The organism is Synechococcus sp. CBW1108 (assembly GCF_015840335.1).
In the GTDB taxonomy this organism is placed as follows: domain Bacteria; phylum Cyanobacteriota; class Cyanobacteriia; order PCC-6307; family Cyanobiaceae; genus Cyanobium_A.
Genome location: NZ_CP060395.1, coordinates 2,548,993 through 2,572,974 on the forward strand (window position 1 = coordinate 2,548,993; position 23,982 = coordinate 2,572,974).

Sequence of the window (23,982 nt, forward strand, 5' to 3'; positions counted from 1 at the left end):
ACTGCCTACTTGGCAGCCAGCGCAGGTTCACGCTCCTCCTGATCTGCCTTGCCCGGTTCTGACCGGGGCCCTTGGCCAGTCACCTTGATGCTTCCCTTGATGCTGCTCACCGCCAACATGGCGTTGACCTCGGCATCTTCCCGAACTGCACTGCTGACAGGCTTATAGCCCTGGGGCGCCAGGGCATTGCCCCTGAACACCGAACCCAGGGTGAGGAGGGTGAGCTTGAGTTGTTGCCAGGGATTCATCATGACAACGCGCTTATATAGGTAGCTGTCAAATGTAAGCCGCTGAACATCTTTGTCATCGCACATCTCGACGAAAGCCTCGCGGGCTGCGTCGTTGCGATAGAAAATGTTTTGAAGAATCTCCAGTACTTTGTAGGTGGCCCCGTATTTCCGGTCCCATTTCTTTAGATATTTTTTGAGGTCCTGCTCTGTTGGAATCCGGCTGCCAGCGGAGCTGGCTTCGACAATTTGCTCTGCGCACATACGACCGCTCTTGGCCGCAAAGTAAATCCCTTCACCGGAGCTCTTGGTCACGTAGCCGGCCGCATCGCCAACCAGGGCCATGCGACCCACAACCCGCCGCGGCCTGGGATGTTCGGGGATTGGGTGGGCCTCCACCTTGATTACCTCGCCGTTGACCAGACGCTTCTTGGCCCGTTCGCGAATGCCTACCTGGAGGCTCTTGATCAAGCCCTGGTTTTGTTGCATGGTGCCGGTGCCCACGGCCACATGATCGTACTTGGGGAAGACCCAGGCATAAAAATCTGGGGAAACGTCCGTACCCACGTACATCTCGGCGAGATCTTCGTAATACTTCATTTCCTCCATAGGCAACCTGATACGTTCCTGAAAGGCGATCGCCACGTTGTAGTCGCCAGCATCCATGGCCTTGGCTACGCGGCTGTTGGCGCCATCAGCACCAACGATCAGGTCCACCTCCAGGCTTTTAGACTCGCCAGTGGCCTCGCCGCTGGAATAGTCGGAGTAGGTGAGGGTGTAAGGACCCTGGCGATTGGCGCCGGTTTCAATCTTGGTCACCAGACCGTTCACCAGTTGGGCGCCAAGCTGGGAGGCCCTTTCACGCAGGTAGGCGTCGAGAACCTCGCGGCGGCACATGCCGATGTATTCATCTTCGTTTTCAAGATTGATATCCACCTCTCGGTTTGAGGGGGAAATCATCTTCATGTGACGCACCTTGCGATCGATAATCGACTCGGGCAGGTCAAATTCGCTGACCATGCAGAGCGGAATGGCGCCCCCACAGGGTTTGGCGTTATCGAGCTTGCGCTCAAAGATCCAGGTTTGAATCCCGGCCTTGGCCAGCACTTCAGCCGCACAGGAACCACTGGGGCCGCCACCCACCACTGCCACACGCAACATCGGAAAACCGCTCCGCCAGGATGGATCTTGCTTTGAAGCTAACACTGCTGCTTGGTCCGCCGGCGGCCCCCCTGGCACTGCCCACCTAGGATCCGTCTCAAATAGGGCGGTAATTCGGTGACAGTGGGGGGAGCCGCGTGAACCTTCGCAATCCCAGTGGTTTCGGTCGCTCTTCGGCTGCGGGGCCCCGGGCAGTGGATGATATACCGGTCGCCCGAAGGACAGCCCCACCGGCGAGTCGAACCAACCGGTGGCTTCTGCGCCTGAGCCTCGGCAGTGCCAGCCTGCTGATTGGGCTTGGCGCATTGCTGGCTCTGCGACCCAGGTTTCTTGTGGACCTGCTCGGCTTGCCTCCGGTCATTGGCCTCGACGCCCGGATGGGTCCGGATGGTCGTCTGTTGGGCCATTTCCCCTACGCGGAGCTTCCAGACTCGGAGCTGGCTCCGGTGGCCCCTGGGTTGGCCCTGCACCGCGATGCGGCCGGGCCCCTGCTGGCCATGCAGCGCGATGCCGCTCAGGACGGGGTGAGTCTGGTGGTGCTGAGTGCTTTCCGTCCGGTGGGACTCCAGAAGGAGTTGTTCTTTGACGTCAAGGCGGAACGCAGCCAGAGCGCCAGGGAAAGGGCCATGGTTAGCGCTCCTCCCGGCTTTTCCGAACACAGCACTGGCTATGCGGTGGATCTGGGCGATGGGAGCGAGCCGGCAACCAACCTGGCTCCCTCCTTTGACCAGACAGCAGCATTTGCCTGGCTTCAGGCCCATGGGGCCCGCTACCACTTCACCCTCTCATTTCCGCGGAACAATCCCCAGGGGGTGAGTTATGAGCCCTGGCACTGGCGATTCGAGGGCAGTGCCGAGGCCCTCAAGGTATTCGAGCCTGCCCAGCGTCTTTCCCGCTGACCATGGGGCTGGGGGCTTGGTCAGGGGTGCGGGACAGGGCAAGGTGGGTTAGGATTAACATTGGCCATACATTTGCCTCATCTGGAGGCGGGGCCATCAATTCTTTTAAAAGAAGCTTTCAAATTTATGAGTAGCGGCGCACACACTGGCACGCCGATTCGCAACATTGCGATCATCGCCCACGTTGACCATGGCAAAACAACCCTGGTAGACGCCCTGCTCGGTCAGTCGGGCATTTTCCGTGAAGGAGAGGCGGTGCCCACCTGTGTGATGGATTCCAACGACCTAGAAAGGGAACGGGGAATTACCATTCTCTCAAAAAATACCGCTGTTGATTATGAAGGCATACGGATCAATATCGTTGATACCCCTGGGCACGCTGATTTCGGTGGTGAGGTGGAGCGGGTTTTGGGAATGGTCGATGGCTGTCTCTTGATCGTTGATGCCAATGAGGGGCCCATGCCCCAAACTCGCTTTGTGCTCAAGAAGGCTCTCGAAAAAGGGCTCCGTCCGATCGTGTTTGTCAACAAGATTGACCGGGCCCGAGTCGATCCGGAAGTTGCCGTCGACAAGGTGCTCGACCTATTTCTTGAGCTTGGCGCTGACGACGATCAATGCGACTTTCCCTACCTCTTTGGTAGTGGCATGGGCGGCTATGCCAAGCCCGACATGAAAACGGAGAGCGCCACCATGAAGCCGCTCTTTGATGCCATCTTGCGCCACGTTCCACCCCCGGTTGGCGATCCTGAGAAACCCTTGCAGCTGCAGGTGACCACCCTGGATTACAGCGATTTTCTCGGCAGGATCATGATCGGCCGCATTCACAACGGCACCATCAAAGCTGGCCAGCCGGCGGCGTTAATCCGTGATGACGGCAGCATCAAACGTAGCCGTATAAGCAAGTTATTGGGCTTCCGCGGTCTGCAGCGCGTCGAGATCGAAGAGGCCCGAGCTGGTGATTTGGTTGCAGTGGCTGGCTTTGACGAGGTGAATATCGGCGAGACGATTGCCTGCCCGGACCATCCAGAAGCCTTGCCCCTGATCCGGGTTGATGAACCAACCCTGCAGATGACCTTCGTCATCAACGATTCTCCCTTTGCCGGCAAGGAAGGCAAATTTGTCACCAGTCGCCAGGTGCGTGATCGGCTCCAGAAAGAGCTGCTCACCAACGTGGCTCTGCGGGTTGAAGATACCGATTCGCCCGATCGCTGGTCAGTAAGCGGCCGCGGTGAGCTGCACCTCGGCATTTTGATTGAAACGATGCGTCGGGAGGGCTATGAGTTTCAGGTTTCCCAGCCCCAGGTGATTTTCCGCACCATCGATGGCACCCCATCGGAGCCCTATGAAACCCTGGTGCTCGATGTCCCTGAGGAAGGGGTGGGAGGCTGCATTGAAAAACTCGGCACCCGCAAGGCCGAGATGCAGAACATGGAAAATACCAACGATGGCCGCACCCAGCTGGAATTTGTTGTGCCGGCCCGGGGCCTGATCGGCTTCCGCGGCGAGTTCATTCGCGCCACCCGCGGTGAGGGAATCATGAGCCACTCCTTCCTGGACTATCGGCCCATGCAGGGCGATATGGACAATCGCCGCAACGGTGTTCTGATTGCCTTTGAGGAGGGCACGGCCACTTTCTATGCCCTAAAGGGTGCGGAGGATCGGGGCCAGTTCTTCATTACGCCTGGCACTAAGGTTTACAAAGGCATGATTGTCGGTGAACACAACCGCCCCCCTGATCTGGAGCTGAACGTCTGCAAGGCCAAGCAGGTGACCAACATCCGTTCAGCCGGAGCGGAGGTTCTTGATACCCTGCAGGCACCGATCCAGATGACCCTGGAACGAGCCCTGGAGTACATCGGCCCCGATGAGATGCTTGAAGTGACTCCCGAATCGATTCGTCTGCGCAAGCTGCCTTCCAAAAAGGCAGCCAAGCGCTGATTGGTGAGCCTGTCGGAGCCACCGCTGCTGTCCCAGGATCCAGAAGAGCAGGGCTTGGTTGGCGACCCTCGGCTGGCCAGGGCCATTGCCCTCTTCAATGCGTGCGACTGGTACGCCTGCCACGACGGCTTCGAGGAGCTGTGGCACGAGACCGCTGGCAGGATGCGGCCCCTCCTGCAGGGAATCCTGCAGATTGCTGTGGCAGAGTTGCACCATGAACGCGGCAACCTGCGCGGAGCCACCATCCTCATGGGCGAGGGGCTTGGCCGCCTTCAGGGGAACCTGGAAGGCGGCCTCGGCCTCGACCTGGACAGCCTGCGGCACCAGGTGGGTGAGCGTTTGCAGGCCCTGCAGCAGCAGCGACCACTGCGAGGCCTGGATTTGCCATATTTGGCAGTTAAGAATCAGGCGTAAATATCATCATATTGGCTGATTAATTGCTCGACATCCGGTGTATTTGACCCATTTGAATCCCATTTCTGGGCCCATGCTTAGGCTTCTCCTACTTCTATTCCTCTCTGCCCATATTGCCTATCCTGTTTCAGCTCAGATCGAGCCTCCTGTGACCCAGCCAATCACTTCCGGTCTTGACGTTGGCGAGCCAGCCGAGCTGAGCAGGGGAAGTCTCTCCCCAGAGGGTCGTCAGGTAACACCACTAACTGGTTTAGTTACTATCGAATCTGATCTCCAAAAGGCTGATAATAGCACTGGCGTTGTCACTGCGACCGGCAACGTCCGCATTCTCTACCCTGATCGGGGAGTTGTTGCTACGGCTAGGCAAGCCCAATATTTTAGTAAGGAGGGCAGAGTTGTACTCAGTGGTGATGTTGATATTATTCAGGATAACGGCAATAGTCTGCGGGCCGAGCGCATTGTTTACCTGGTAGAGCGCGAAAGAATTATCGCCGATCCGGCAGAGGGGCAGCAGGTGATTATCCGCTACTATCTTAATTCACCGGTGGGTGCTGGAATGGGATTTCTTGATGGACAACAGGCTCCACGCCCATGAGTTTAGAGTTACTTGATGTGGTGTTAGCCATTGGTAAGCGTTGCCTTGTCAACCATGTTTCCCTGAATTTTGAGCAGGGAGAGGTGGTTGGCCTGCTTGGTCCAAATGGAGCCGGTAAAACCACCACCTTCGGATTAGTTACGGGTTTGCTGCGTCCTGATAGCGGCAAGGTGTTGATGAATGGCAAGTCGATCGCCCATCTACCAATGCCTAGGCGCGCCCAGCTGGGGATTGGTTACCTCCCTCAGGAACCTAGCGTTTTCAGGCAGTTAACCGTTCGAGAAAATTTAAATCTAGCCCTGCAGGAAAGCGGAGCCCCACGCCGCCTGAGAAGGGATCGAATCGACTCACTGATCAAGGATTTTCATCTGAGCGAGTTTCAAAATCGACTCGGCTATCAATTGTCAGGCGGCGAGCGCCGACGCTGTGAGGTTGCCCGAGCCTTGGCAGTCGGGGAGGAGGGCCCGCGCTACCTGCTGTTGGATGAACCCTTCGCTGGGGTTGATCCGATTGCTGTTGGAGATCTGCAAAGTTTAATTCAGCAGTTGCGCTCTCGTGGCATGGGATTGCTGATTACCGATCATAATGTCAGAGAAACCTTGGCGATCACTGATCGTGCCTATATTCTATCTGAGGGGCGTATATTAGCTTCTGGCACATCTCATTCCATTGCGGCTGATCCCCTCGTGCGCCGCCACTACCTTGGTGAGGATTTTAAAATTTGAACATTTCAAAAATATTTAGCCGTCAATGGGCAAGGTTCCCCCTATTGGATCGGTGGATTCTTTCCGAGCTTATTCCTCCCCTATTGTTTGGTATCGGCGCGTTCACAGCCGTAAGTTTCTCGGTGGGCGCTGTTTTCGAGATTCTACGTCGTATTTCGGAGACCTCAGTTCCGCTTAGTGATGTCGTAAAGATACTTTTGCTCCAGCTTCCGTCTTTTATGGTTATTTCTTTTCCGATGGCCACATTAATGGCCGCTCTGCTTAGCTATGGCAAACTAGCCTCAACTAGTGAGCTCACCGCTTTGCGAAGTGTTGGGGTATCGGAATGGCGCATGGTGATACCTGGGGTTTCGTTGGCATTAGTCATGATGCTTTTGACTTTGACATTTAATGAGTGGGTCGTCCCCAATACTATGTACCAGTCCAAGGCCCTGCTTGACCGCTCCCTAGGTAGGGCTGTTATTGGCCAGTCTGCTGAAAATATAACCTATTCTAAATTTGGAGAGATCAAAAATGGTGAGGCCCCGAGCTCTAGGGGGCTCACCACTTTTTTTGCTGCTCGGGAGTTTAAGGAAGGCAATATGTTCGGGATTACCGTTCTCGATTTCGCCGATACCAATCGCCAAATTCTGCTCCAAGCCCAATCGGGAAGTTGGCTTGAGAGAGAAGGAAGTTGGGAATTCAGGGATGGAGTTATTTCAGTTTTGCCCTCGGGTAAGGATAAGCAATTGACAACAGGAGCCTTTGAGAAATATATTTTTAAACTCGGCATGGAGCCTATCCAGGCCGCGAAGCTGCCTAAAGACTTTGATGTTTTCTCCAATACCCTCACCGTCGGTCAAGCAATGACTGCGGAGCGCCTGCTAAGGGAGTCAGGACAGACAAAGCGGGCTCGCAAATTCCAGGTGCGAATCCAGGAGAAATTTTCCTTTCCAGCCGTCTGTCTCGTTTTTGGCTTGCTGGGTTCCACCCTGGGCAGCCGGCCAACTTCTCGGCAGAGCAGCAGCAAGGGTTTTGGCATGACGGTCATTTTCCTTTTCGTCTATTACCTTGGCGCCTACATCTTTAGTATGATCGGCGTTAATGGTTTTTTGCCCCCATTTGTTGCTGCATGGTCCCCGGTTTTATTGGGGCTGGGCACGGGATCATTTATTTTATATCGCTCCAGTCGATAGGCATTAAGGTCTCAACTTCTTGTTCGCAGGTTTTGCGACTTTGCCGCTCTGTTGGCACCTGACGTACTCGCAATAGCTCGCTTATCTAGCGTGCAACATGGTATCTTTTTTAATTATTTTATGAGCCAAACGCCTCTCCCCGGTCCTGGTTTCGATTAAGCTGTTAATACATTGGTTTTCTCTAATGTTGCCGGATCCTGTCATTGCCCTGGGCCTTACGGCCTTTGCCCTGTTGCTGTTTGTGTTGCCCTGGGCCTTCTGGGCCTTGAGTGGTGGCAACTCCAGCAAGGCGGTCCGCCTGCTCGTGGCTGCCGCCAACCTCTGCTTGACGGCCCAGCTGGTGCTGCGCTGGTGGGATTCGGGCCATTTCCCGATCAGCAACCTCTATGAGTCCCTCTGTTTCCTGGCCTGGGCCTCCACCCTGACCCAGCTCCTTGTGGAAAGGAACTGGCCTTCCCCTTTGGTACCCGCTGCAGCGACTCCAATGGCTCTTGGCTGTGTGGCTTTTGCCAGTTTTGCCCTGCCGGATCGGCTGCAGGAGGCCTCTCCCTTGGTGCCGGCGCTGCGCTCTAGCTGGTTGGTTATGCACGTCAGCGTGATCATGGTCAGCTATGCGGCTTTGCTGGTGGGATCCCTGTTGTCGCTGGCGGTGCTCTTCACAGATCGTGGCAACAGTTTCGAGCTGCGCAGCAGTTCCATTGGCAGCGGCGGCTATCGCCAGGCCAAGCTGGTCACAGCAGCCGACAGCAGCGGGGCAGGGGTGGCTCCCCTCCAGCTAAGCAGTGTGGCCATGCCAGTAGTAGAGCAACTTGATTCACTCAGTTACCGCACTATCACCGTGGGTTTCCTGTTGCTCTCAGTTGGGCTGGTGAGTGGGGCCGTGTGGGCAAATGAGGCATGGGGTAGCTGGTGGAGCTGGGATCCCAAGGAAACCTGGGCCCTGATTTGTTGGCTCGTCTACGCCGCCTACCTCCACACGCGCCTGATTCGTGGCTGGCAGGGCCGCAAGCCTGCGCTTGTTGCCGCAGCAGGCCTGGTGGTGATTGCGGTTTGCTATATAGGCGTAAACCTATTGGGTATCGGTTTACATAGCTACGGATGGTTTTTTGACAGCTAAGAGCTGCTTCTAACCACCTCGTAGCTAGCAGCCATGTCTCCTAGGCGACTACGGCGCTGGGGCGTTTGCTGTTGCGAATGCCGGTGATGGCAGCCCCATAGTCCGGCTGGTTGAAGATGCCCGAACCGCTCACGATCGCGTTGGCACCGGCCTCGATCACCTTCCAGGCATTTTCTGCCTTGATGCCCCCATCCACCTCGATCCAGGGATCCAGACCGCGTTCATCGCAGATTCGGCGCAGGGAGCGAATTTTCTGAACCTGGTTCTCGATGAAGCTCTGACCGCCAAAGCCCGGGTTGACGCTCATGATCAACACCAGATCACAGAGCTCCAGGCAATACTCGAGGCTGTCCAGGGGTGTGCTGGGGTTGAGCACGGCCCCGGCCAGTTTGCCGAGATCCTTGATCTGGGCAAGGTTGCGGTGCAGGTGGGGACAGGCTTCCACCTGTACGGAAATGATGTCGGCGCCGGCATTGGCGAAGTCGGCGACGTAATTCTCCGGCTCCACGATCATCAGGTGCACGTCGAGGGTCTTGCTGGTAACCGGTCGCAGGGCCTTCACGATCAGGGGACCGATCGTAATGTTGGGCACGAAGCGGCCATCCATTACGTCAACGTGAATCCAGTCAGCGCCTGCCTCGTCGACGGCACGCACGTCTTCACCAAGACGGGAGAAATCGGCGGAGAGGATCGATGGAGAGATCACCAGGGGCTTGGTACTCATGCTGAAGTGACCGAGGCGGCGCGTTTGATTGTAGGTAGTTGCTGGGAGGGGCCATCGGCACTGATACACTTGCGGCCGCTTCAAGTCTGAAAGGCCCGGCAGCAGCAGGACTCTGCTCCCCTCTCCTGCCTGGCCCTAGCCACTCCCTGAAGCCCATTCCCCTGCCGGATCACCGTGGATCGCACCCTTATCCAGGAAATTCTCGAGGTTGTTGAGCAAGCCGCCATCGCCTCAGCCGAACTGACCGGCTTGGGCAAGAAAGACGAAGCCGATGCTGCTGCTGTGGAGGCCATGCGCACGCGCATGGGCCAGATCCAAATGCAGGGCCGCATCGTCATCGGCGAGGGAGAGCGCGATGAAGCTCCCATGCTCTACATCGGTGAGGAGGTCGGCAGTGGCACTGGCCCTGGGGTCGACTTTGCGGTGGATCCCTGCGAGGGCACCAATCTGTGCGCCAACAGCCAGCGGGGTTCCATGGCTGTGCTGGCGGCCTCCGATCGGGGTGGCCTTTTCAATGCCCCTGACTTTTATATGAAGAAATTGGCAGCTCCGCCGGCGGCCAAGGGCAAAGTTGATATACGCAAGTCTGCTACGGAGAATATCGCCATCCTCAGCCAGTGCCTCGGATTGGCCGCCACCGAGCTCACGATCGTGGTGATGGACCGGGCCCGCCACAAGGATTTGATTGCCGAGATCAGGTCCACTGGTGCCCGGGTGCAGCCGATTTCCGATGGGGACGTGCAGGCCGCCATTGCCTGTGGTTTTGCCGGTACCGGCACCCACTGCCTGATGGGCATTGGGGCGGCCCCTGAAGGTGTCATCTCTGCGGCTGCCATGCGCGCCCTCGGTGGCCACTTTCAGGGCCAGCTGGTCTATGACCCCGCCGTCGCCCAAACCTCGGAATGGGCCGACTACACCAAAGAGGGCAATATCGCCCGCCTCAATGAAATGGGGATCACCGATGTCGATAAAATCTATGAAGCCGAGGAACTGGCTTCCGGAGAAAACGTCGTGTTTGCTGGAAGTGGCATCACTGACGGCCTGCTCTTCCATGGCGTTAAGTTTGAGAAGGACTGCACCCGCACCAGCTCCCTGGTGATCAGCACCCTCGATAATTCCGCCCGCTTCACCAACACCATCCACATCAAGCCAGGTGCCACAAACATCGCCCTGAGCTGACACCTACGCCAACCGAGCACAGCCGCCAGCCTTCATGCACATTGCCGTCGTAGGCCTCAGTCATCGCACGGCCCCAGTGGAGATCCGGGAGCGTCTCAGCATCCCGGAACAGAGCATGGAGGCTTCGCTCCAATTGCTCAAGGCTGACGACCAGGTGCTTGAGGCCTCAATCCTCAGCACCTGCAACCGGCTGGAGATCTACACCTTGCTCAGGAACCCCGAGCAGGGCATCGCCTCGGTCGGTTCGTTCCTGAGCCAGCACTCCGGCCTCGCCGTTGACCAGCTCGTTCCGCACCTCTTCACCTTCCATCACGAGGAGGCGATCGCCCACCTGTTGCGGGTCTCGGCGGGACTGGACTCCCTCGTGCTGGGTGAAGGCCAGATCCTTGCCCAGGTAAAGAAGATGGTGCGCCTGGGCCAGGAGCACCATTCCGTTGGCCCCATTCTCAATCGCCTGCTGAACCAGGCGGTGAGCAGTGGCAAACGGGTTCGTACGGAAACAAATCTGGGCACCGGAGCGGTATCGATCAGCTCCGCAGCTGTGGAACTTGCCCAACTCAAGCTTGGCCAGGCCCGCGGTATCGATGAACTTGTGCCCCTGGACCAGGAGCAGGTGGCGGTGGTGGGAGCTGGCCGAATGGCTCGACTGTTGCTCCAGCACCTCCAGGCCAAGGGTTGCCGTGGCGTGGTCCTGCTCAACCGCACGGTCGCCAGGGCTGAGCTACTGGCAGCTGATATCCCGGCCCTACCTGTTCAGTGCCGGCCCCTCGATGACCTGGACCACTGCCTGAGCACCTGTTCACTGGTGTTCACAAGCACCGCGGCCGAAACCCCGATCATCACGGCGGCCAGGCTCGGCGGCCTGAACAGACGATCCAGCTTGATGCTGATAGACATCGGCGTGCCCCGCAACATCGCTGCTGACACCTCGGCACTGGCGGGCGTCCAGTCCTACGACGTGGATGATCTGCAGGAGGTTGTCAACCGCAACCAGGAAGCCCGCAGGGAGATGGCTGCTGAAGCAGAGGTACTGCTGGAGCAGGAGGCCAGGCTGTTTCTGGAATGGTGGGATGGCCTGGAGGCGGTGCCCGTTGTGAACCGGCTGAGATGCCAGCTGGAGGACATCCGCGAGCAGGAACTTCAGAAGGCTCTGAGCCGCATGGGCCCAGACCTTTCGGTGCGGGAACGCAAGGTGGTTGAGGCTTTGAGCAAGGGAATCATCAACAAGATCCTCCATACCCCCGTGACCAACCTGCGGGCGCCCCAGCCGCGCCAGCAACGGCACAGTGCTATGCGGGTGCTGCGGGAGCTCTTTGAACTCAATGACCATCCCTCCGAGGCCTGAGCCGGGCGTTTTCCCCTGCCGGCTTGGCTGGTTCGGTCGCCTCTGCAACAGTTCGTGCCACCGCTGACCAAAAGGCTCGCCCTCGGGACATCTGCTCCAGTACGGTCAGCCCCAAGACCCGCCGGCAGCAAGGTTTATGAAGCGTGTACTGGCGATCATTCTCGGTGGCGGCGCTGGAACCCGCCTCTTTCCGCTCACCAAAATGCGTGCCAAGCCAGCCGTGCCGCTGGCAGGTAAGTATCGACTGATCGATATTCCCATCAGCAATTGCATTAACTCAGAAATTAATAAAATTTATGTGTTAACCCAGTTCAACAGCGCCTCGCTCAACCGTCACCTGACGATGAGCTACAACCTTTCGGCCGGGTTCGGCCAGGGGTTTGTTGAAGTGCTGGCGGCCCAACAAACCCCGGATAGCCCCAGCTGGTTTGAAGGCACCGCCGATGCCGTCAGGAAGTACCAGTCCCTCTTCCATGAATGGGACGTGGACCACTACCTGATCCTCTCTGGGGATCAGCTCTACAGGATGGACTACGGCCGCTTCGTTCAGCACCACATTGATACCGGCGCCCAGCTGACCGTGGGGGCCTTGCCAGTGGATGCCGCCCAGGCAGAAGGATTTGGGTTGATGCGCACCAGCGCTGATGGACGCATCCAGGAATTCAGGGAAAAGCCAAAGGGTGAAGACCTGGCCCAGATGCGAGTCGATACCCAGGCCCTGGGCCTCTCCGCCGAGGAAGCCCTCAAGAGACCCTATCTGGCTTCGATGGGTATTTATGTGTTCAGCCGGGAGACGATGTTTGATCTGTTGAATAATCATCCTTCCTCAACGGATTTTGGCAAGGAAATTATTCCGGCTTCATTACAGCGCGGTGACCGGCTCCAGAGCTACCTGTTTGATGACTACTGGGAAGACATTGGTACTATCGGTGCCTTTTATGAGGCCAATCTTGCCCTCACCGATCAGCCCAACCCCGCATTCTCCTTCTACGATGAGCAGTTCCCCATCTACACCCGCCCCCGCTACCTACCACCCAGCAAGCTCCAGGACGCCCAAGTAACTGCCTCGATCATCGGCGAGGGTTCCCTGCTGAAGGCCTGCAGCATCCACCACTGCGTGCTGGGCGTTCGCTCCCGGGTTGAGGATGAGGTGGTGCTTCAAGACACCCTGTTGCTGGGAGCGGACTATTTCGAATCCGCCGAGCAACGGCTCGCCCTGCGTCAACAGGGAGGGATACCCGTGGGGGTGGGCAAGGGCACCACGGTGAAGCGGGCCATCCTCGACAAGAACGTTCGCATCGGGAACAATGTGACTATCGTCAACAAGGACCACCTGGAGGAGGCCGACCGGCCGGAGCACAGCTTTTACATCCGCAACGGCATCGTGGTGGTTGAGAAAAATGGCTCCATTGCCGATGGCACCGTTATCTAGGGACCAATACCAGTAGGCCGACCCTGGCCCATGCCAGGGGTTGCTGACAAGATTGCCACCAAGTTGTGACGGAACCTCAGGCCCCAGGCCGCCCCTAGCCACACTGAAGCGCAAACGGTTTCAGTTTCAGCCATGGGCAAGGCGCATTTCGGCCTGATCGGGCTCGGGGTAATGGGTGAAAACCTGGTGCTCAATGCCGAGCGCAACGGTTATTCCTCGGTCGTCTACAACCGCACCTACGCCAAAACGGAAGAGTTCCTGGCCGGTCGAGGTTCCGGCAAGGACATCGTCGGCGCAGCGACCCTGCAGGATTTTGTGGCGGCACTGGAGCGCCCGCGGCGGATCCTGATGATGGTCAAGGCCGGCCGGCCCGTTGACGACACCATTGAGGCGATCTCCCCCTACCTGGAAGAAGGGGACCTGCTGATCGACGGGGGCAATTCCCTCTATGCCGATACGGAACGTCGGGTGGCGGAGCTGGAACGCAAAAGCTTCGGTTATATCGGCATGGGTGTATCCGGCGGAGCCAAAGGGGCCCTGGAAGGGCCAAGCATGATGCCCGGGGGCACCATGGCCGCCTACGACGCCATTGAACCCCTGGTGCGCAAGATGGCCGCCCAGGTTAGTGATGGGCCCTGTGTCACCTATATCGGCCCCGGCGGTGCCGGCCATTTCGTCAAAACCGTTCACAACGGCATCGAATACGCCATCGAGCAGATCCTGGCTGAGGCCTACGACTTGATGAAGCGGATCGCCGGCATGAACGGCGACCAGATGGCCGATGTGTTGGCTGGCTGGAATGACACCGAAGAACTCGCCTCCTTCCTGGTGGAGATCACCGAAGTGTGCCTGCGCACCAAGGATCCGGAGACCGGCGCCGATCTGGTCGAGGCGATCGTGGATGCGGCTGGCCAGAAAGGCACGGGCCTTTGGACCGTGGTCAGCGCCCTGGAGATGGGGGTGCCCGTACCGACGATCTACGCAGCTCTCAATGCCAGAGTCTTGAGCTCTCTGCGCCCCGAAAGGCTGGCCGCTGGCGCCATGCTGCCCGCGCCCCCAGCCCATTCCTTTTCCCTCGGTGAGCCGGCCGATGGTATGGCCCCCCTGCGGGATGCCTGCATCGCAGCCTGCATCGTCAGCTACGGCCAGGGCATGGCCCTGCTGCAGGAGGCTTCAAAGCTGCACGATTACAACCTCAATTTCTCGGCGATCGGCCAGATCTGGAAGGGAGGCTGCATCATTCGGGCCCGATTGCTGCAACGCATTCAAAATGCCTACAGCGCCAACCCCACCCTGGCGAACCTGGTGCTTGATCCCTGGTTTGCCGAGCAAATCAACAGGCGCCTGCCCGGCCTGCGCCAGGTGGTGGCTGGAGCGGCCCTTGCGGGCATACCCGTGCCCTGTCTGAGTAGCACCCTCGACTACATCGACAGCTACCGCAGCGGCCGCCTCCCCCAGAACCTGGTGCAGGCGATGCGCGACTGCTTTGGCTCCCACACCTATGAGCGGACCGACAAACCCGGCAGCTTCCACACCGAATGGCTTGACTGAAGCACTGCCCCCCATCCCCCTTGCCCTTTTGTCCATGACCTCCTCGCCCGCCCCGCCACCGAGCTACCGGGTGGTGGTGGCCGATTCGACTGAAGATCTGGCCCGTCGCACGGCCCAGACGATCGGCTCGGCGCTGGATTTGGTGCTGTCGCAGCGGGATCGGGCCCAGATCGCCCTGGCGGGGGGTGGTACCCCCCGAGCTGCCTATTGCCTTCTGGCCCAGCAGCATCTGCCCTGGGGGCGGGTGGATGTGCTGTTGGGTGATGAGCGCTGGGTTCCAGCGGACGATCCCTCCAGCAACGCCCGCATGGTGCGAGAAACCCTGATGGCCGCCGAACCCGGCAGCCATGCCTGCCTGCATGCGGTGCCAACTGGCCTGCCAACCCCGGAGCAGGGGGCCCAGGCCTACGCAGAGCTGCTGCACTATCTCTGTGGGGGCGAGCCGCCAGCCCTGGATTTGGTGCTCCTGGGCCTCGGCGACGATGGCCACACAGCTTCTCTGTTTCCGGGAACCGCCGCTCCCACCGTGGTGGATCGCTATGTGACCCTCGGTGAGGGCAAGGGGCTGCCCCGGGTAACCCTCACCGCGCCGACCCTCTCGGCGGCGCGGCAGGTGATATTCCTGGTGAGCGGCAGCGGCAAGGTGCAGGCGCTCAGGCGTTTACTCGATCCCCTGGAGGCCCCGGAGCGCACTCCTGCAAAGCTCGTGCGCCCCAGCGGCGAAGTGCTCATCCTGGCTGACCGGGCAGCGGCTGGGGGCCTGGAGCCGTGATACCCATCGCCAGCGGGGACGGCTTTAGCGGATGGCATGCCCTCAATGACACGGTGATGGGTGGTCGCAGCCAGGGAAGCTGCCGCATAGGCCCTGGGGGACTTGTGTTTGAGGGCACCGTGATCGAGGCGGGTGGTGGCTTCATCAGCTGCCGATCCCCCCTGTTTTCCCCCCCGCTTGATCTTTCTGCCTGCCTCGGCCTGGAGCTGGAACTGGTGGGCGAGGGGCGGCGTTTCAAGCTCGCCGTGGCCTGCGCCGATGGTCTGGCGGGATTGACCAACCTGATCCCAGGAGGCCTGCGTTGGGTGTTTGAGTTCGCTACGGAGGCCACTGGCTCCAGTGTGATCCGGATTCCCTTCGCCGATCTGCGGCCTTCGGTGCGAGCCAAACCCGTGGGTTTGCCGTTGCGCTTCGATCCGAGCCGCATCACCCGGCTGCAAGTGCTGCATTCCCGTTTCGCCGATGATGGGGGGCCGAATACGGGTTTTCGAGCCGGCGAGATCCATCTCGAATTGCATGCAATCCGTGGCTTTGTCTGAGCCCCTTGCCGCCAACCTGCCCCAGCTGGTGGCAGCGGCAGCCGACCTTTGCCGCAAGCCCCTGAGACATGCGGTTGTTCCCATCTCAGACCAGTCGGCAGAGCAGGAATTCATACTGCGCCTGGAGGCCCGCAACCTTGACGGTGTGCGCTGCGCTGAGCAGGACCTTGAGCTGGAGATCTATCCCAGTGGCCAAGCCCTGAACCTCACCCTGGCCTGGAGCAACGATCCCGATCGCCCCCTGCTCTGGCATGGCAGTCACCCGGTGTGGATGGAGGCTGGCACGGGATTGCGCTGTGTGCGGCCCCAGGATGGGGCCCCGCTTGAAAGCCTGGCCCGACGTCTCAGGGCCCAGCTGGCCTTTATGCCTGGTCTGTGACTGCCCCCAGGCTGCTGCTGCTCACCTGGCGGGCGTATTTACCGAGCACCCCGGTTTTGTAGCGCGGTTCGGGCTGGACCCAGCTGGAGCGGCGACGGGCCAGCTCGATATCGTCCACGTTCAGCTGGATCAGCAGCTTGTTGGCATCTACGGTGATGTTGTCGCCTTCCTCCACCAGGGCGATGGTGCCGCCCACGGCGGCTTCGGGAGCCACATGGCCCACCACCAGGCCAAAGGAGCCACCGGAGAAGCGTCCATCGGTGATCAGCGCCACCGAATCGAGCAGCCCCTGGCCCACGATTGCAGCGGTGGGGCTGAGCATCTCCCGCATGCCTGGGCCGCCCACCGGACCCTCCTGGCGCACCACCACCACATCACCGGGCTTGATCTGCTTGTCGAGGATGGCGGCAAGGCAGGTTTCTTCGCTCTCAAATACCCGAGCCGGGCCGGTAATGACTGGATTTTTGACACCGCTGATCTTGGCCACAGCACCCTCGGTCGCCAGGTTGCCCTTGAGAATTGCCAAGTGGCCCTTGGCATAGAGGGGATTGCTCAGGGGCCGGATCACGTCCTGGCCAGCTGGCGGCTCAGCCGGAACATCGACCAGGACCTCCTGGAGGGACTTGCCTTCGATCGTGCGGCAATCCCCGTGCAGCAGTCCCGCATCCAGCAACAGCTTCATCACCTGGGGGATACCGCCGGCCTGGTGCAGATCCACGGTCACATAGCGGCCGCTTGGTTTGAGGTCGCAGATCACAGGTACCCGCTGGCGGATCGTCTCAAAGTCGTCGATCGTCAGTTCGACTCCGGCCGTGCGGGCCGCCGCCAGTAGGTGCAGCACCGAATTGGTGGAGCCGCCCACCGCCATGATCACGGTTATGGCATTTTCGAAGGCCTGGCGGGTCATCAGATCCCGGGGGCAGATATTGGCTTGGATCGCCTCGGCCAGTACCTCGGCGCTGCGGGCGGCGGAATCGGCCTTCTCCGGATCCTCAGCGGCCATGGTGGAGCTGTAGGGGAGGCTCAGGCCCATCGCCTCAAACGCCGCGCTCATCGTGTTGGCAGTAAACATGCCACCGCAACTGCCGGCGCCGGGGCAGGCATTCTTTTCGATCGCAGTTAGCTCCTGCTCGTCGATGCGGCCGCCGCTGTACTGGCCTACCGCTTCAAAGGCACTCACTACGGTGAGGTCGCAGGCGCCGAGCTTGCCCGGCTTGATCGTGCCGCCATACACAAAGATCGACGGGATGTCCATGCGTGCCATGGCCAGCATGGCGCCGGGCATGTTCTTGTCACAGCCGCCGATAGCCAGCAAGCCATCCATGCTTTGGGCGCTGCAGGCGGTTTCGATCGAATCCGCGATCACCTCCCGGCTCACCAGGGAATACTTCATTCCCTCGGTGCCCATCGAGATGCCATCGCTCACCGTGATGGTGCCGAACATCTGGGGCATGGCCCCGGCGCCATGGGCAGCCGCTTCGGCCCGGTGAGCCAGGTCGTTGAGGCCCAGGTTGCAGGGCGTGATTGTGCTGTAAGCGTTGGCGATGCCGATGATCGGCTTGTTGAAATCGCCATCACCGAAGCCCACGGCACGCAGCATGGCCCGGTTGGGAGAGCGCTGGATCCCCTGGGTAATCGCGGCGGAGCGGAGCATGGCAGTGGGTCGGCTTCAGAAAACCTACCGACCGGACCAAACCAGGCCCGCATTCAGCCCCGGGTATTCATGGTTTCCAACTGGCGGCGCACATCCTCGATTGCCTGATTTAGTTCATGCACCCGGTCATGGAGCTCCCGGTCTGGAGCTGCTTCCAGGGCGGCGGGCGGCGGCGGCGGGTTGGCCCCCTGGCGCCTGGCCTGGCGCTTGCCCTGGCGCCGCTGCTCCGCCTCGGCCAGCAACCACCAACCCAGCCCGGCAGCACCGAGTGCGGCGCCGGCCAGCAGGATCAGCATCGAACCGCTGGCTCCCGAATTGGATTTGCCGTTGCGATCACCCATCATCCTGATCCAGATTAGTGCCAGCCTAGGGAGTAGGAACAGCCATTTCGAGCAGCGGGCCAACGAAAAGACGCTCGGCTACAACGCCAATGCCGGGGACAATCTGGCCGTCCCCGTCTAGTTCGGGATCGATGCCAGCGGTGTAAATGGTGAGATCACCGTGGCGTTCGCCCACTAACTGCAGGCCCGGCCCGGAGGCCAGGGCGGTGACAACACGCAGCCGATCCCCACGCACCCCAAGCTCGGCCAGGCGATCCAGCACCTGGTTCAGGCTTTCTCCCGTGGCCACAGTTGCGCAGAAAACCAGCACCCCGGAGCGGGGGGGGATTGGCCTTTCCAGGCCCCTGATTCCCTGCTGCTGCAGCCCTAGATGCCGCACCTGGGCGCTTGGAATCACCGCTTGGGCCCCCTGCCAAAGCCCTAGGCCTGCGGTGAGTAGGGGAAGGGCCAGCAGGGGCACGTCCCCATCGACGATCTCTGCCTGGGTGGCGGCCAGGGGGGAGTCCACCTGGATGGAACGATGGGGCAGCCAGTCCCTGAGGGCTTCGTAGCTGAGCCAGCGTCCGAGTTCGGTGGTGGCGCTCGCGTACAGCGGCCCAGGGGTGTGGCGGTCCCGGAGCACGGCCAGCCAGTGGCCGATCAGGGGGTGGGGTGGAACCACCACCCGCAGGGCCATGGCCATGGTTGACATAACTTGAGGTGTCAGCCTAATAGCCCGCCCATGGCCCCTCTTTTGACAGCCCTCGCCACCGTGATGGCCTGGCTGCTGGTGCTGGCGCCTGCCTGGGCCATCACGGCACCTGAGCTGCGCAGCCAAAGATCGCTTCAGGATCTTCAGCCCAACATGCATGGCCGCAACCTCCAGCAAGCTGAATTTCTCAAGGCATCCCTGGCTGGCTTTGATTTCAGTGACAGCGACCTGCGCGGCGCGGTTTTCAACAACAGCGACCTGCGCGGCGCCGATCTGCAGCAGGCAAACCTCGATGACAGCGTCGCCTTCGCCAGCCACTTTGAAGATGCGGATCTGCGCGGAGCGCTGCTGCGCAACGCGATGATGCTGCAGAGCCATTTCAAAGGAGCTTCGATCGAAGGGGCGGATTTCACCGACGCCGTGCTCGATATGCCGGAGAAAAAGGCCCTCTGCCTGCGTGCGGCCGGTACCAATCCAGTCTCCGGAGTGGCCACCCGAGAGAGCCTGGCCTGCCGCTAGGGATGAAGCCAGATAGCATTGACATCCCGGTTTCGGTGGGGAACAGCCACCGGAGGTAAGGGGGAAAGTCCGGTGTGAATCCGGCACTGTCCCGCAGCTGTGAAGGCGTGTCCCCGGACCGTCCAGTCAGAACGCCCGCCGGTTTTGTTCTTCCTACGGCGCGGACCGGCTCCATGAAAGTTTCCACGCACCAGCCCTCCGGCCTGAGCGCCCCAGGGCTGCCCAGTCCTTCACTTTTCAGTTCTTTACTTTTCAGCCCCTCACTTTTCAGGCCTTACCTTTGGCTTGCAGCAGCCCTGGTGGCTTCGCCGCTGCTGTTCAGCTCGCCTGCTCTGGCCCACCACTTCGCCGATCTGGGCCAGATGAAGCCCACCTTGAGCAACGGTGTGCTGAGCGGGCTGGCCCACCCCCTGCTGGGCCCAGATCACCTCCTTTTCCTGCTGGCACTCTCCCTGGTGGCTCTGCAGTGTCGTTGGGGTTGGGCCCTGGGTTTGCTCCTCGTTGGTTTGCTTGGTGGGGCAGCAGGTCTGGCCTGGCCTGGCCTGCCGGGGGCCGAGGCGCTGGTGGCCTGCACCCTGGTTGTGGAGGCCCTGGTGCTACTGCGCCGCCTGCCCCCAGTGTTGCTGTTGCCTGCGATTGCTCTGCATGGCTACGTGCTGAGCGTGCCGGTGTTCGGCTGGTCAACCATGCCGGTGGCTGCCTATGGGGCCGGACTGCTGCTTAGCCAGGGCAGCCTGCTACTGGTTGCCCTCTGGTTGCTGCGCCCGATCGCCAAACGCCTCTCCCCAGCGAATTTGCGCTGGCTGGCCCTGGCCCTGGCCGCCTGCGGAACCACCTGGGCTTTCTCAGCCTGGGCAGGCTGAGATGCAGGCAGTAACAAAACGCCTTCCCGTCACCGTGGTGACTGGCTTTTTGGGCGCTGGCAAAACAACCCTGCTGCGCCACCTGCTTCTCCATGGCGGCCAGCGGCTGGCCGTGCTGGTCAATGAGTTCGGGGAGGTGGGCATCGATGGGGCACTCCTGCGCAGCTGTGGCTTTTGTCCTGATGAGGAGCTCGATTCCAGGCTGGTGGAACTGGCCAACGGCTGCCTCTGCTGCACGGTTCAAGACGAGTTCCTGCCCACCATGGAACGGCTGCTGGAGCGGGCTGACAGCCTTGACGGCATCGTGGTTGAAACCAGTGGTTTAGCCCTTCCAGAACCACTGATCGCGGCCTTGAATTGGCCCGACATCCGTACCCGGATCAGGCTCAACGGGGTGGTGGCCGTCGTCGACGGCGAGGCCCTGGCCGCTGGTGCGGTGGTGGCCAACCCGGCCGCCCTAGAGGCCCAGCGCCTCTCCGATCCCAGCCTGGACCACGCCAGTGATATCGATGAACTCTTCGGCGAACAGCTGGAAGCGGCCGATCTGGTTTTGATCAGCAGGGCGGACTGTCTCTCCAAGGATGCCCTTGAGGGGGTCGAACGGCAGCTAGCCCCCCGTCTTCGCTCCGGCGCCGCCGTGGTTCCGATGGGGCGGGGGGAGGTATCTCCCGAACTGGTTTTGGGCATGGCCCTCTCCAGCAGCCCAGCAGCTGGAGAGGGCCACGACCACAGCCACGGGGGCGACACCCACGAGCACAGCCACGTGCACAGCCACGTTGCAATTGAATCGGTGGCCCTGCAGCTAGGCGGAATATTTGAGCGCCCAGCCCTGGAAGAAAAGTTGCACCACCTGCTGCTCCAGCCTGGACTGATCAGGGTCAAGGGCCTGTTGTGGAGCCCCGGCAAGGCCCGTCCCCTGCAGATCCAGGCCGTGGGCGCCCGCCTGGAGTGCTGGTATGAAGCTGGGGCCATAGGCTCCCAGTCCGGTCAGACGGGGCGATTACCCGGCCTGGAGTTGGTGTTTCTGGGCTTCCAACTCAATCGCCCAGCCATCGAAGCATTGCTGCTCGAGGGGGTTACACCGCCCTGAGGGGGGGGTAGCCAGTTCAATCGAGGGGAATGTCGCCCTGGGCACAAACCCCGTTCCAACAGAGGGCCGGGCCGGCAATCCAGCTGGTTTGCACCGGAATCCAGCCCTTACCCCGGGGCAACTTGCTCAGGGGACCATCTGGCGGATTGTTCATCGTCACGGTGCCGCTGCCGTCGTGGCGAAAGCTAATCCGACTCCCCGCCACCCGAATTTCCCAACGTTCACCGGGGCTTTCCACGACCATGGTGCAGTTTTGCCACGGCCCATCCCCCAGGCGACAGCGCAGGGGCACGGGCTCGGCGGCTAGTATGCCGTCCCGGAAATAACAGATAGAATTCGGAGTGTCACCCGAGGTGCCCCTTGGCGCTTGGACGTCCGATGCCTCCGCTGGTTCTCAGCGAAGAAGAGGTTCAGCATTTGCAGGCCCTTGCCCATTCCCGATCCCTGCCGCATTCGATCGTTCAACGCGCCCAGATCGTCCTGGCCTGCGGCGCCGGTGAAAGCAACACCGCTATCGCCAAGCGAATGGGCCTGACGGGGATGACCGTCGGCAAGTGGCGCAAGCGCTACCGGGATCTCGGTCTGGAAGGGCTGCACGACGAGCTCCGCCCCGGCCGGCCGCGCACCTACGAGGACGACAAGGTTGCTGAGGTGATCAACCGAGCCCTGCAGACCAAACCCGCCGATGGCAGCACCCAGTGGTCAGCGCGTTCTCTCGCAGCCGCTACAGGAATTTCAAAAACCACCGTTCACCGCTGGCTGCAAACCTTCTCGGTCCAGCCGCACCGGCAGAAATCTTTCAAGCTCTCCACCGATCCGTTCTTTGTCGAGAAGGTTCGCGACATCGTCGGCCTGTATCTCAATCCACCCGAGAACGCTGTCGTGCTCTGCGTAGACGAGAAGACGCAGATTCAGGCTCTGGACAGGACGCAGCCGCTGCTGCCCATGGGATTGGGCTACGTGGAAGGTGTGACGCATGACTACATCCGCCACGGCACCACCACCCTGTTTGCAGCCCTGGATGTGGCCACCGGTGCGGTGATCGCCGAGTGCAAGCCGAGGCACCGGCACCAGGAGTTCCTGAGCTTCCTGCGGCGGATCTACAAGGAGGTGCCCAAGGATCTGGAGCTGCACCTGATCGTCGACAACTACTGCACCCACAAGCACGCAAAAGTGAAGGCCTGGCTGGTGCAGCGACCGCGCTTTCACGTCCACTACACACCCACCTATGCCTCCTGGCTTAACCAGGTGGAGCGCTGGTTTGGACTGATAACCCAGAAGGCCATCCGACGTGGCAGTTTCTCCAGCGTTAAAGAGCTGATCAACAAAATTGAGGGCACCTCGAAAAATACGACCAGCCCTTGCGTTGAGGCGACAATAGCTTATAATTTGGATAGTTAATTGCATACCTGGTATGGGCCAGAGAGGCTTCTGGGACGAGCAGCAGAGGGTTGAAAAGCTCAAAACTAAAAAACCTGTTCTTGAGCGACTTTCCCAGTCGATTCCTTGGGAATCATTTCGCCCACTGCTCGAAAGAGGTTATGCGCAAGAGCGGAAAAGCAATGCTGGTCGGCGGAGAATTGATCCTCTGATCCTCTTCAAAATGCTGGTGCTCCAACAGCTTTTCAATTTGAGCGATGATGACACTGAGTTCCAGGTAAATGATCGCCGTTCTTTTGAAGAGTTTGTTGGCTTAGGCGTAATGAACGATATTCCCGATGCTACTACTATCGCCTTTTTTAGAGAAAGGCTTCGTAAGGCTGGGGTAATCGAAGAGCTGTTTGAAAAGTTTGAGGCCTATCTCCGGTCCCAAGGCCTCGAAGCCCGTGGCGGGCAGATAATTGATGCAACGTTGGTTCCAGTGCCACGGCAGCGGAATAGCAGAGAAGACAACAAGGAGATTAAAGAGAATCGCATGCCTGAAGGATGGGACGAAAACCCAAATCGATTGCAGCAAAAGGACTTAGATGCGCGATGGGTTAAAAAGAACGGCATCAATCACTATGGCTACAAGAACAGTATCTGTATCGACGTTGAACATGGATTTATCAGACGCTATGCCGTGACACCGGCCAATATCCATGACAGTCAGATGCTGCCGATGCTCCTCGATCCTGAGAACACAGATGATTATGTTTGGGCAGATTCTGCCTTTGCAGGCGAGCGCTTTGAAGACCTACTGGATCTTGGCGGTTTTGAAAGTTGCATTCACGAAAAAGGCAGCCGCAATCACCCGCTAAGCGACGCAGCCAAAGAGCGTAACCGTATTAAATCAGCAATTAGAGCTTGTGTGGAACATGTTTTTGGCTGCATGACCATGTCTATGGGTGGCAAGATGACTAGAAAGATTGGGCTTGAGAAAAACAAAGCATGGTGGGGTCTCAAGAATCTGACATTTAACTTCTTGCGATATCTTCTAAGAGCAAATCGTGCATTTGCACTCGCATGAGTAATAATTTTCATGAGGCTGCCTGATTCAATTTAGTCGTTTTGTTGTGCAAATTATTAGATCGTTTGGCGCCGCAAGGCGTTTTTTTTGCAAGCGGCTGTAGGTGTGAAATTCTTGATTTTTCGAGGTCCCCTTGAGCTGTTCGTGGCGGCCTACGACAAGACCCAGCGCCGTTCAAGTGGACCGCCACCGCGGACTCAATC

General features: G+C 59.7%; 25 protein-coding genes and 1 riboswitch. Of the genes, 19 read left to right on the forward strand and 6 right to left on the reverse strand.

Annotated features, from left to right (window positions below; translation table 11 throughout):
• Nucleotides 1-5: 5 nt before the first annotated feature.
• Nucleotides 6-1,388: a geranylgeranyl reductase gene (gene chlP, locus H8F27_RS13785; protein WP_197148781.1), complete on the reverse strand. Its 1,383-nt coding sequence runs from the start codon at nucleotides 1,386-1,388 to the stop codon at nucleotides 6-8.
• Nucleotides 1,389-1,735: 347 nt separating this feature from the next.
• On the opposite strand from chlP, the gene H8F27_RS13790 reads away from it, so the two are divergent.
• The 7 genes from H8F27_RS13790 (at nucleotide 1,736) to ccsB (ending at nucleotide 8,251) form a co-directional block, all read left to right on the forward strand.
• Nucleotides 1,736-2,287 carry a D-alanyl-D-alanine carboxypeptidase family protein gene (locus tag H8F27_RS13790; RefSeq protein WP_370594421.1) on the forward strand — a complete coding sequence of 184 codons (552 nt, stop codon included), beginning with the start codon at nucleotides 1,736-1,738 and terminating at the stop codon, nucleotides 2,285-2,287.
• 126 nt (nucleotides 2,288-2,413) lie between these two features.
• On the forward strand, nucleotides 2,414-4,225 hold the full coding sequence (gene typA / locus H8F27_RS13795) for a translational GTPase TypA (RefSeq protein WP_197153588.1): 1,812 nt from the start codon (nucleotides 2,414-2,416) through the stop codon (nucleotides 4,223-4,225).
• Between the two features lie 3 nt (nucleotides 4,226-4,228).
• Complete coding sequence (locus H8F27_RS13800) at nucleotides 4,229-4,639, forward strand: DUF309 domain-containing protein (RefSeq protein WP_231596299.1); 411 nt, start codon at nucleotides 4,229-4,231, stop codon at nucleotides 4,637-4,639.
• A gap of 148 nt (nucleotides 4,640-4,787) precedes the next feature.
• A complete protein-coding gene (locus tag H8F27_RS13805; RefSeq protein ID WP_370594422.1) occupies nucleotides 4,788-5,234 on the forward strand; it encodes an LptA/OstA family protein in 447 nt (148 codons plus the stop codon).
• A complete protein-coding gene (gene lptB / locus H8F27_RS13810) occupies nucleotides 5,231-5,959 on the forward strand; it encodes an LPS export ABC transporter ATP-binding protein (RefSeq protein WP_197148782.1) in 729 nt (242 codons plus the stop codon). The genes H8F27_RS13805 and lptB overlap by 4 nt, the downstream gene beginning before the upstream one ends.
• A complete protein-coding gene (locus H8F27_RS13815; RefSeq protein ID WP_231596300.1) occupies nucleotides 5,956-7,134 on the forward strand; it encodes an LptF/LptG family permease in 1,179 nt (392 codons plus the stop codon). The genes lptB and H8F27_RS13815 overlap by 4 nt, the downstream gene beginning before the upstream one ends.
• 184 nt (nucleotides 7,135-7,318) lie before the next feature.
• Nucleotides 7,319-8,251: a c-type cytochrome biogenesis protein CcsB gene (gene ccsB / locus H8F27_RS13820; RefSeq protein WP_197148783.1), complete on the forward strand. Its 933-nt coding sequence runs from the start codon at nucleotides 7,319-7,321 to the stop codon at nucleotides 8,249-8,251.
• A gap of 40 nt (nucleotides 8,252-8,291) precedes the next feature.
• Here the strand turns inward: ccsB and rpe are convergent, their stop codons facing one another.
• Nucleotides 8,292-8,975, reverse strand: coding sequence for a ribulose-phosphate 3-epimerase (gene rpe, locus H8F27_RS13825; RefSeq protein WP_197148784.1), 684 nt, complete (start codon nucleotides 8,973-8,975; stop codon nucleotides 8,292-8,294).
• A gap of 174 nt (nucleotides 8,976-9,149) precedes the next feature.
• Between rpe and glpX the strand changes: the two genes are divergently transcribed.
• The 7 genes from glpX (at nucleotide 9,150) to H8F27_RS13860 (ending at nucleotide 16,172) form a co-directional block, all read left to right on the forward strand.
• Complete coding sequence (gene glpX, locus H8F27_RS13830) at nucleotides 9,150-10,154, forward strand: class II fructose-bisphosphatase (RefSeq protein WP_197148785.1); 1,005 nt, start codon at nucleotides 9,150-9,152, stop codon at nucleotides 10,152-10,154.
• Nucleotides 10,155-10,188: 34 nt separating this feature from the next.
• The gene (locus tag H8F27_RS13835; protein WP_197148787.1) at nucleotides 10,189-11,499 is read left to right on the forward strand and encodes a glutamyl-tRNA reductase; all 1,311 of its coding nucleotides are present in this window, start codon (nucleotides 10,189-10,191) and stop codon (nucleotides 11,497-11,499) included.
• 136 nt (nucleotides 11,500-11,635) lie between these two features.
• Nucleotides 11,636-12,931, forward strand: coding sequence for a glucose-1-phosphate adenylyltransferase (locus H8F27_RS13840; RefSeq protein WP_197148789.1), 1,296 nt, complete (start codon nucleotides 11,636-11,638; stop codon nucleotides 12,929-12,931).
• A gap of 132 nt (nucleotides 12,932-13,063) precedes the next feature.
• On the forward strand, nucleotides 13,064-14,482 hold the full coding sequence (gene gndA, locus H8F27_RS13845; protein WP_197148791.1) for an NADP-dependent phosphogluconate dehydrogenase: 1,419 nt from the start codon (nucleotides 13,064-13,066) through the stop codon (nucleotides 14,480-14,482).
• Between the two features lie 34 nt (nucleotides 14,483-14,516).
• Nucleotides 14,517-15,254 (forward strand): 6-phosphogluconolactonase, encoded by a 738-nt coding sequence (gene pgl, locus H8F27_RS13850; protein ID WP_197148795.1) that lies wholly within the window; start codon nucleotides 14,517-14,519, stop codon nucleotides 15,252-15,254.
• Nucleotides 15,251-15,793 (forward strand): CIA30 family protein, encoded by a 543-nt coding sequence (locus H8F27_RS13855; protein WP_197148796.1) that lies wholly within the window; start codon nucleotides 15,251-15,253, stop codon nucleotides 15,791-15,793. The genes pgl and H8F27_RS13855 overlap by 4 nt, the downstream gene beginning before the upstream one ends.
• Nucleotides 15,780-16,172 carry a hypothetical protein gene (locus tag H8F27_RS13860; protein ID WP_370594423.1) on the forward strand — a complete coding sequence of 131 codons (393 nt, stop codon included), beginning with the start codon at nucleotides 15,780-15,782 and terminating at the stop codon, nucleotides 16,170-16,172. The genes H8F27_RS13855 and H8F27_RS13860 overlap by 14 nt, the downstream gene beginning before the upstream one ends.
• Here the strand turns inward: H8F27_RS13860 and ilvD are convergent.
• The 3 genes from ilvD to upp are packed head-to-tail and all read right to left on the reverse strand — an operon-like array spanning nucleotide 16,156 to nucleotide 18,849.
• Nucleotides 16,156-17,826: a dihydroxy-acid dehydratase gene (ilvD, locus tag H8F27_RS13865; protein ID WP_197148799.1), complete on the reverse strand. Its 1,671-nt coding sequence runs from the start codon at nucleotides 17,824-17,826 to the stop codon at nucleotides 16,156-16,158. The genes H8F27_RS13860 and ilvD overlap by 17 nt on opposite strands.
• 53 nt (nucleotides 17,827-17,879) lie before the next feature.
• Nucleotides 17,880-18,167: a hypothetical protein gene (locus H8F27_RS13870; RefSeq protein WP_197148800.1), complete on the reverse strand. Its 288-nt coding sequence runs from the start codon at nucleotides 18,165-18,167 to the stop codon at nucleotides 17,880-17,882.
• Nucleotides 18,168-18,192: 25 nt separating this feature from the next.
• On the reverse strand, nucleotides 18,193-18,849 hold the full coding sequence (gene upp / locus H8F27_RS13875) for a uracil phosphoribosyltransferase (protein WP_197148802.1): 657 nt from the start codon (nucleotides 18,847-18,849) through the stop codon (nucleotides 18,193-18,195).
• A gap of 39 nt (nucleotides 18,850-18,888) precedes the next feature.
• Between upp and H8F27_RS13880 the strand changes: the two genes are divergently transcribed.
• From H8F27_RS13880 to cobW, 3 genes are all read left to right on the forward strand, one after another.
• Nucleotides 18,889-19,377, forward strand: coding sequence for a pentapeptide repeat-containing protein (locus H8F27_RS13880; protein ID WP_197148804.1), 489 nt, complete (start codon nucleotides 18,889-18,891; stop codon nucleotides 19,375-19,377).
• A gap of 10 nt (nucleotides 19,378-19,387) precedes the next feature.
• A riboswitch (cobalamin riboswitch) is annotated at nucleotides 19,388-19,535 on the forward strand.
• 141 nt (nucleotides 19,536-19,676) lie between these two features.
• Entirely contained in the window at nucleotides 19,677-20,240 is a 564-nt protein-coding gene (locus H8F27_RS13885) for a HupE/UreJ family protein (protein WP_231596301.1), read from the forward strand.
• Nucleotide 20,241: 1 nt separating this feature from the next.
• Nucleotides 20,242-21,330, forward strand: a complete 1,089-nt coding sequence (gene cobW / locus H8F27_RS13890) for a cobalamin biosynthesis protein CobW (RefSeq protein ID WP_197148807.1) — start codon at nucleotides 20,242-20,244, stop codon at nucleotides 21,328-21,330.
• Nucleotides 21,331-21,346: 16 nt separating this feature from the next.
• On the opposite strand, the gene H8F27_RS13895 is transcribed toward cobW, so the two are convergent.
• Nucleotides 21,347-21,574, reverse strand: a complete 228-nt coding sequence (locus H8F27_RS13895; RefSeq protein ID WP_197148809.1) for a hypothetical protein — start codon at nucleotides 21,572-21,574, stop codon at nucleotides 21,347-21,349.
• A gap of 116 nt (nucleotides 21,575-21,690) precedes the next feature.
• Between H8F27_RS13895 and H8F27_RS13900 the strand changes: the two genes are divergently transcribed.
• On the forward strand, nucleotides 21,691-22,731 hold the full coding sequence (locus H8F27_RS13900; protein WP_370594424.1) for an IS630 family transposase: 1,041 nt from the start codon (nucleotides 21,691-21,693) through the stop codon (nucleotides 22,729-22,731).
• 13 nt (nucleotides 22,732-22,744) lie between these two features.
• On the forward strand, nucleotides 22,745-23,779 hold the full coding sequence (locus H8F27_RS13905) for an IS5 family transposase (RefSeq protein ID WP_197148811.1): 1,035 nt from the start codon (nucleotides 22,745-22,747) through the stop codon (nucleotides 23,777-23,779).
• The last annotated feature ends 203 nt before the right edge of the window (nucleotides 23,780-23,982 follow it).